We start from the raw sequence: 8187 nt of genomic DNA, 5'->3' as shown, positions 1-8187 counted from the left end.
CCGGACCCGGACCCGGACCCGGGTCCGGCTTCAGGGTGTGGGTCACGTCAAGGTGCACCAGCATCGGCCGGTGGCGGGCACGGTCAGGACGGTCTCGGTGAAGCGGGAAGGCCGCCGCTGGTATGTGGTCCTCTCCTGCGACGACGTGCCCGCGCGGCCGCTGCCGGCCACCGGGGTGGCGGTGGGGGTGGATATGGGTGCGGCGTCGCTGGTGACCCTCTCCGATGGCCGTCAGGTCGGTAACCCGCGCTTTCTTGCCGCGGCGGCCGGTCGGCTCGCGCGTGCGCAACGGGAACTGGCCCGTAAGAAGCGGGGGTCGACCCGGCGCCGGAAGACCGTCGCGAAGGTCGCCGCCCTGCACCGCAGGGTTCGCCGGCAGCGGCTCGACCTCGCCCACACGGTCGCACGCGACCTGGTCCGCGACCACGATCTGATCGCCGTGGAGGCACTGCGGATCGTGAACATGACCCGCCGGGTCGCGCCGAGACCCGACCCCGACCGGCTCGGAGCTTTCCTGGCGAACGGGCAGGCGGCGAAGTCCGGGTTGAACAGGAGTGTTCTCGACGCGGGGTGGGGGGTGTTCCTCGCTGTGCTGCGTGCCAAGGCTGAAAGTGCCGGACGGGTGGTCGTCGAGGTCAACCCTGCCAACACCTCCCGCACCTGTGTGGTCTGCGGGCACTGCCACGCCGACAGCCGCAGGACACAGGCCGCGTTCGTCTGTGTCGCGTGCGGGCATGCCGCGCACGCCGACGTGAACGCGGCGATCAACATTCTTCGGGTCGGGCTGGCCCGTCAGGGCGCGGAAGCGGCCTGAGAAGCCGACGGCTCCAACCGTCGGAGGAGTCACCTGGAAGTGGGTGTGCAGGGTGAGGCCGCCCTCGACTCGGGTCAGGAGGTGCTTGCCGCGTGGGCGGACGGTGATGATCCGCCGCCCGCTCAGGTCGGCGGTCGCCAGCGACGGCACCCGGAAGTCCGAGCGCAGCAGCACCCGGCCGGCGAGCGCGGTATCCATCTGCCGCGCCGCCAGCCAGACCGTGTCACCTTCGGGCACATCCCCATGGTGCCCACGACCCGGCCCTGTCGACCTGCCAGGACGCGGTCCGTGTCCGTGCACGGGTGCAGTCAGAGCACGGCCAGTCCGGACGCGGATCGTCAGGACACAGATCGTCAGGACACAGTGGGGAACGTCCTGGACGGAGCCCGGCGGATGACGGTGGCGCCCAGCACGGCGACGACCGCGGTCAGGGCGAAGACCACACCCAGCCCGGCTGAGGGTGTCCCGGTGGAGGCTTCGCTGGCCGCGACGGCCACTCCGCCAAGACCTGTCCCGAACGCCGTTCCGAGGTTGTCCGAGAGGGTCACCGAGCTGGACGCCGTGCCGTGCCGCTCCGGCGGCGTCTCGGCGAGGACCAGGCTCACCACCGGCGAATACGCCAGGCCCATCCCGAGCCCGGCGAGCCCCCAGCAGGCGATCGGCACCGCCAGCGGTACGCCGTCCACCAGGACCAGGGCGAAGCCCGCCGTGCCGGCCGCCACCAGGAGCAGGCCGGAGCGGATCAGCTCCCGCCCCGGGTAGCGCCCGGCCAGCCGCGCCTGCGTCCAGGAGCCTGTTGTCCAGGTCACGGTCGCGACGGTGACCGCGGTGCCGGCGACCGTCGTGGACTGCCCGCGCGCCGCCGTGACGGCCAGCGGGACGAAGGTGTCGGCGCCGAAGAAGGCGAAGGTCAGCAGCCCGCGGGCGGCCACCGCCGCCGCGATGCCGGGACGTGCGCGCAGCGTTCCCTCCGGGAGCAGGACGCGCAGCGGCCGGTAGGCGAGCAGCCCCCCGGCGAGAACCGGCGCGATCCCCAGCGGCGACCGGCTCGTCAGCCCGGCCAGGATGAGGCCGGCACCGACGCTCACCCTGATCGCGGCGACGAAACGCCGCGCCGCCCCGCCGGTGGGCGCGGTCGGCGGCGGCCCCAGCCCGCCCAGCGCGCGGACCGTGATCGCCCCGGCCGCCAGCACCAGCGGGAGCAGCCCGCCGAAGACCCACCGCCAGCCGGCGTGCTCGGCGACGAGCGCCGAGGTCACCGGCCCGACCAGCCCGGGCACCACCCAGGCGGTGGACGTCACCGCGAACATCCTGGGCCGCTGCGACTCCGGGTAGGCACGCCCGATCGTCGCGTACAGCACGGCGGGTACCGCGCCGCCGCCGAGGCCCTGCAGGATGCGGCCGGCCACCAGGATCTCCATGGTCGGCGCGAGGGCGGCCACGGCTAAGCCGGCGGCGAACAGCGACAGCCCGACGGTGAACGGGCGCACCGCGCCGACGCGGTCCGTCTCCGCCCCGGCGATCACCACCCCGACGAGCAGACCGAGGAAGAACCCGCTGGTCGTCCAGCCGTACAGGGACAGTCCGGACAGGTCGGCGGCGACCTCCGGCAGCACGGTGACGACCGCCATCGCCTCGAAGGCGATCAGTGTGACGGTGCTGACGAGGCCGATCGTCAGGCCGCGCAGGCTCGGGTCCCACGGGGTGGGTACGCGGCCGGGCTCCTCCCGCGCCGTGGTCACCCCCGAAGCCGTAGGCCGCGGGGGGTCGGGTGGAACCCCGCCCACTCCAGGGCCGCGCCGAGCCCGCTGCCGACCACCGCGGCGCCGTCGGCCTTCTCCACGGCCAGCCGGCCGAGGGACCCGGCGCGGACCGCCCCGGCCAGGGCACCCACCGCCGGGCCGAGCAGGCCCGGCGCGTCCGACCACGACAACAGGGTGCGGCCGCCTCGTTCGACGTAGAGGACGAGCTCGCCGTCGACCAGGACGACCAGCGCGCCGGCCTTGCGCCCCGGACGGTGGCCCGAGCCCTCGCCGTCGGCTGCCGGGCGCTTGGGCCACGGCAGCGCGGCACCGTAGGGATTCGCCGGGTCACTGGCCGCGAGCACGACCGCCGCTGCGGCGCCGGTGTCCCCGCGGCGGGCGCCGTAGCCTGGCGGACCCCCGGACCCGGCGGCCGGGAACCGCTCCGCCGCCGCGGCCCCGCCCAGTCGCGCCGCCGCGGCATGGCCCGACCCCAGACCCGGGGTGCCCAGGCTCTGGGCGCCGAGACCGGAGGCGCTGAAGCCAGAGACGCCGAGACCAGAGGCGACCAGGTCGGGGGCGGACCAGGCGGGCTGGTCGGCGGCGTCGCGCTGCGCCCCGGCGATCGCGCGGAGCCGGTCGACCGCGCCGGGGACGGCGAACTGCGCGGCCCCCAGCGACTCGACGAAGTAGCCGCGGCGGCACCGCCCGGCGTCCTCGAACGCCGACAGCACCCGGTACACCGCCGCGAATCCGCCTGGCGTGCGCTCGGCGGTGACCGCGCCGCGGGTGACGATGCCGTGCCGGTCCAGGAGGGACTCGGCCAGCGCGTGCGCCCGTCGGGTCGGGTCGGGTTCCCGCTCCGGCAGCAGCGACCACCGGCCGCCGACGGTGGGCGGGCCGGCCCGGCGCGGCATGGTCGGCCGGCCGAACCGCGCCGGCCGGCCGCGCGCCGAGCGCCGGCGCGGCGGCACCGGATGCGCGGGATGCGCCGGACGCCCGGCGCCGAGCTGGACGCGCAGGGCGGCAAGGGTGTCGTTGGTGACCAGACCGGCCCACACCAGATCCCACAGCGCGTCCGCCAGGGCCGTGTCGTCGAGCGCGCCGACCCGGTCGGAGAGGGTCCGGAAGAACAGCGCCTGGTCGCCGGCGAGGGCGTCGAGGATCGCGCGGTGCAGGTCGCCGCCGGCGGCGTCCAGGTCGGGCGGGGGCAGCAGCTCCCCGGCGGAGTCGGCCAGCACGAGGGTGACCCAACCGTCGTTGCCGGGCAGGCCGCCGGCCCCGGCCCACAGCACCTCGCCGGTCGCGCACAGCTCGTCCAGCATCGCCGATGAGTAGTCGCTGACCCGGGCGGGCAGGACGAGCTGCTCCAGCGCGCTCGCCGGCACCGGGGCGCCCTGGAGCTGCTCCACGGCGCGCAGCACGCCGTCCACACCGTGCCCGCGGCCTGTCGTCACCGACTGCCAGGCGGGCAGGAACGCGCCCATCGCCCGGGTGGGGACGGCCTCCACCTCCTTGCGTAGCGCCGCCAGGCTGCGGCGGCGCAGCGCGCGCAGCACCCCCGCGTCGCACCACTGCTCGCCCGCGCGGTCGGGGTGGAGTTCGCCGCGTACCAGCCGCCCGGTCGCGGTGAGCCGCTCGAGGGCCCCGACGACCACCGCCACCCCGAGCCCGAAACGGGCGGCGACGGCGGCCGGCTCGAACGGGCCGTGGGTGCGGGCGAAGCGGGAGACCAGGTCGCCGAGCGGATCGCGGACCGGCTCGGTGAACGCCGCCGGCACTCCCACCGGCAGCGGAACACCGAGCGCGTCGCGCAGGCGGCCGGCGTCCTCGACCGGGGCCCAGCGCGCCTCGCCGCCGATCCGCACCCGGATCACCCGCCCGGCGTCCGCCAGCGCCGCCAGCCAGGACGGCGCCACCCCCCGCGCCCCGGCCTCCTCGTCCGTCAGGTCGCCGAGGGCGCGCAGCAGGTCGGCGGTGGACTCGACGTCGTGGGCGTGCCGGTCGGGCACCAGCCGCTGGAGCTCGGCGGTGATCCGCTCCAGCGCCCCGGGATCGATGAGCTCGCGCAGCTCGGCCTCACCGAGCAGCTCGGCGAGGAGCGAGCTGTCCAGGGAGAGGACCTGGGCGCGCCGTTCGGCCAGCGGCGCGTCGCCGTCGTACATGAACGCGGCGACATAGCCGAACAGCAGCGACGAGGCGAACGGGGACGGGGACGGCGTCTCGACCTCGACCACCCGCAGCGAGCGGGCGCCGATGTCGCGCATCAGGCCCACCAGGGCCGGGACGTCGTAGACGTCCTGCAGGCATTCGCGCATCGTCTCGAGCACGACCGGGAAGTCGCCGAAGGTCGAGGCGACCGACAGCAGGTGCGCGCTGCGCTGGCGCTGCTGCCACAGCGGCGTGCGCCGCCCGGGAGTACGGCGGGGCAGCAGCAGCGAGCGGCTCGCGCACTCACGGAACCGGCTCGCGAACAGGGCGCTGCCGCCCACCTCGGCACGGACGAGCGCCTCGGTCTCCTCGGGCTCGAAGACGACCAGCTCGGCCTCGGGGGGCTCGGCGGCGTCGGGCACGCGGGCGACGATGCCGTCGTCGGTGTGCATGATCTGGACCTCCGCGCCGTAGCGCTCCCGCAGCCGGGCGCCGATCGCCAGCGCCCAGGGGGCGTTCACCGGCGCGCCGAACGGCGAGTGGACGGCCAGGCGCCAGTCGCCCAGCTCGTCGCGGAACCGCTCCACGACGATGCGACGGTCGTCGGAGAGATGCCCGGCGGCGGCGCACTGTTCGTCCAGGTAGGTCAGCAGGTTCGCGGTCGCCCAGGTGTCCAGCCCGGCGGCCCGCACCCGGTCGGCGGCGTCCCGCGGGCTCGCCGCGGACAGCTCCCGCAGGAACGAGCCGAGCGCGCGGCCGAGCTCGGCAGGCCGGCCCGGCGCGTCACCGTGCCAGAACGGCAGCCGACCGGGCCGGCCCGGCGCCGGGGTCACCAGCACCCGGTCGGGGGTGATCTCCTCGATCCGCCAGCTCGACGAGCCGAGCAGGACGACGTCGCCGACCCGGGACTCGTAGACCATCTCCTCGTCGAGCTCGCCGACGCGGCTGGCCTTCTCACCGACGAGGAAGACCCCGAACATGCCGCGGTCGGGGATCGTCCCGCCGCTGGTCACGGCGAGCCGCTGGGCGCCCGGCCGGCCCGCGAGGACCCCGGTCGCCCGGTCCCAGGTGATGCGCGGGCGCAGCTCGGCGAAGTCGTCGGACGGATAGCGCCCGGCCAGCATGTCCAGCACGGCCTCGTAGGCGGAGGCGGGCAGGGTGGCGAACGACGCCGCGCGGCGGACCAGCGCGCCCAGCTCGTCCACCTCGCGGTCCTCGACCGCCACCATCGCGACGATCTGCTGGGCCAGCACGTCGAGCGGGTTGCGCGGGTAGCGCACGGCCTCGATGCGCCCGTCGCTCATCCGCTCGGCCACGACCGCGCACTCCAGCAGGTCGGAGCGGTGCTTGGGCAGCACCACCCCCCGGCTGGCCGCGCCGACCTGGTGGCCGGCCCGGCCGATCCGCTGCATGCCGGCCGCCACGCTGGGCGGCGACTCGATCTGCACGACCAGATCGACCGCGCCCATGTCGATACCCAGCTCGAGGCTGGACGTGGCGACCACCGCGGGCAGCCGCCCGGCCTTGAGGTCCTCCTCGATCAGCATGCGCTGCTCACGGCTGACGCTGCCGTGGTGCGCCCGCGCCACCTCGACCCCGGCCGGCGACACGGCCGAACCGGCGACCCCCATGATCTCCGCGGGGGCGCGGGAGCCCGCGGGGCCGGCGCGCTCGCCGCTCTCCCACCCGTCGGACTCCCAGCCGCCGGTCTCCCGACCATCGGGGTCGCCCGTGGCGCCCGTGGCGTCCGCGGTGGCGAGACGGTCGGCGTACAACTCGTTCAGCCGCGCGCACAGCCGCTCCGCCAGCCGCCGGGAGTTCGCGAACACGATCGTCGAGGAGTGGCCGAGGATCAGGTCGAGCACCTTCTCCTCGACCGCCGGCCAGATCGACGCCCGCGGCGCCGCCCCGGCGGCGGAGCCCTCCGGGACCGCGCCGGCCACCTCGCCGAGGTTCGCCATGTCCTCGACCGGGACCACGACGTCTATATGGAGGGTCTTCGCCGCCGGCGGGCGCACCACGGTGACCGGCCGCGGCCCGCCGAGGAACCGGGCCACCTCGTCGACCGGGCGCACCGTCGCGGACAGGCCGACCCGCTGGGCGGGGACGTCCAACAGGTCGTCGAGGCGCTCGAGGCTGAGCGCGAGGTGGGCGCCGCGCTTGGTGCCCGCCACCGCGTGTACCTCGTCCACGATCACCGTCTCCACGCCGCGCAGCGCCTCCCGCGCGGCGCTGGTGAGAATCAGGAACAGCGACTCCGGCGTGGTGATCAAAATGTCCGGCGGGGTGCGGCCGAACGCCCGGCGCTCGGCCGCCGGGGTGTCACCGGAGCGGACACCCACGGACACGTCCGGCACGGGCAGGCCGAGCCGGGTGGCGGCGGCCCGGATGCCGGTGAGTGGCGCGCGCAGGTTGCGCTCCACGTCGACCGCCAGCGCCTTGAGCGGGCTGACGTAGAGCACCCGGCAGCGGCGGGCCGGATCGGCCGGCGGCGCCGAGCGGGCCAACGAGTCCAGCGACCAGAGGAAGGCGGCGAGTGTCTTGCCCGACCCGGTCGGAGCGACGACCAGGGCGCTTTCCCCACCGGCGACGGCTGCCCACGCGCCGGCCTGGGCCGGAGTCGGCGCCGCGAAGGAGGACGCGAACCATTCCCTGGTCGGGGCCGAGAAGGCGGCGAGTGGGTCCGATGCGGTCACGTGCACCAGTCTGCGTCCTACCCCCGACACAACTCGGCCCACCGACAGAACTTGCCCGCTCCGCGGTTCCCGTGGGACGTCGCGTGCCCGCGCCCGGCGTGACGGTGCCTGCGCCCGGCATCACGGTGGCGGGGCGTCGTGGGGCGCCCGGCGCCTGGTGGCCGTGACCGGCACCGGTGCGTCCCGCGCCGGGAGGCCGGGCGGGAGGCCCGTGCACACTGGTCCCGTGCGACTGACCGAGTTCTGGGCGAACATGAACAAGCAGTTCGGCGCGGCGTACGCGGACTCACTGGCACGCGACCATGTGATCTCCGGGCTGGGCGGGGCGACCGTCGAACGGGCGCTGGGCCGGGGCGACGACCTCAAGCAGGTGTGGCGCGCCGTCTGCGACGAGTTCAACGTGCCGGCCCGCGATCGCTGACGCGGCGGCCCGCGCCGCCGCCAGGTTGGCGTCGGCAGGTCGTCGACCGGCTCGTTCGTCGACCGGCTCGTTCGGGCGGTGACGGTCGGCGCCGGACGGCGCGGCGCGGGGCCGAGCGGCCACCCGTGGTGTCAGGGGTATGCGCGCGGCGTGCCGGAACCACCCGTTCGGGTGGGCACCGGCGTGTCACTGTGGCTTCGAACGGATGTTCGGCTAGTGTTGTCCACATGCGCTCAGTTGTCCACAGAGGCCACCCGGCTATCGAAACTGTCGGACCCACCCCCTAGCGTCGGCTCGTGGCCAAGACTCGACGACCTCAGCCAGGAGTAACTCCAATGGCAGGACCCGACCGCGACAAGGCGT

At 75.5% G+C, this 8187-nt stretch carries 4 protein-coding genes and 1 pseudogene; 2 read left to right on the top strand and 3 right to left on the bottom strand.

Features of this window, described 5'->3' with window-relative positions; all coding sequences use genetic code 11:
• Positions 1-814, top strand: an 814-nt coding sequence (locus tag E0504_RS49260) for an RNA-guided endonuclease TnpB family protein (protein ID WP_131628030.1), incomplete at its 5' end; no start/stop codon positions are given.
• A 39-nt stretch (positions 815-853) separates the two neighbouring features.
• Here the strand turns inward: E0504_RS49260 and E0504_RS54860 are convergent.
• The 3 genes and pseudogenes from E0504_RS54860 to E0504_RS49245 form a co-directional block, all read right to left on the bottom strand.
• Positions 854-1051 (bottom strand): annotated as a pseudogene (locus tag E0504_RS54860) (DNA-formamidopyrimidine glycosylase family protein); the annotation flags it as partial.
• Positions 1052-1167: 116 nt separating this feature from the next.
• Positions 1168-2556 carry an MFS transporter gene (locus tag E0504_RS49250; protein ID WP_112105497.1) on the bottom strand — a complete coding sequence of 463 codons (1389 nt, stop codon included), beginning with the start codon at positions 2554-2556 and terminating at the stop codon, positions 1168-1170.
• Entirely contained in the window at positions 2553-7409 is a 4857-nt protein-coding gene (locus E0504_RS49245; protein ID WP_131628028.1) for an ATP-dependent helicase, read from the bottom strand. The genes E0504_RS49250 and E0504_RS49245 overlap by 4 nt, the downstream gene beginning before the upstream one ends.
• Positions 7410-7614: 205 nt before the next feature.
• Between E0504_RS49245 and E0504_RS49240 the strand changes: the two genes are divergently transcribed.
• On the top strand, positions 7615-7824 hold the full coding sequence (locus tag E0504_RS49240) for a DUF3046 domain-containing protein (RefSeq protein ID WP_255565665.1): 210 nt from the start codon (positions 7615-7617) through the stop codon (positions 7822-7824).
• Positions 7825-8187: the final 363 nt, after the last annotated feature.

This window comes from Parafrankia sp. BMG5.11 (assembly GCF_004337455.1).
The sequence above is the reverse complement of the archived record's forward strand: the minus strand, read 5'-3'. Positions and strand labels throughout refer to the sequence as shown.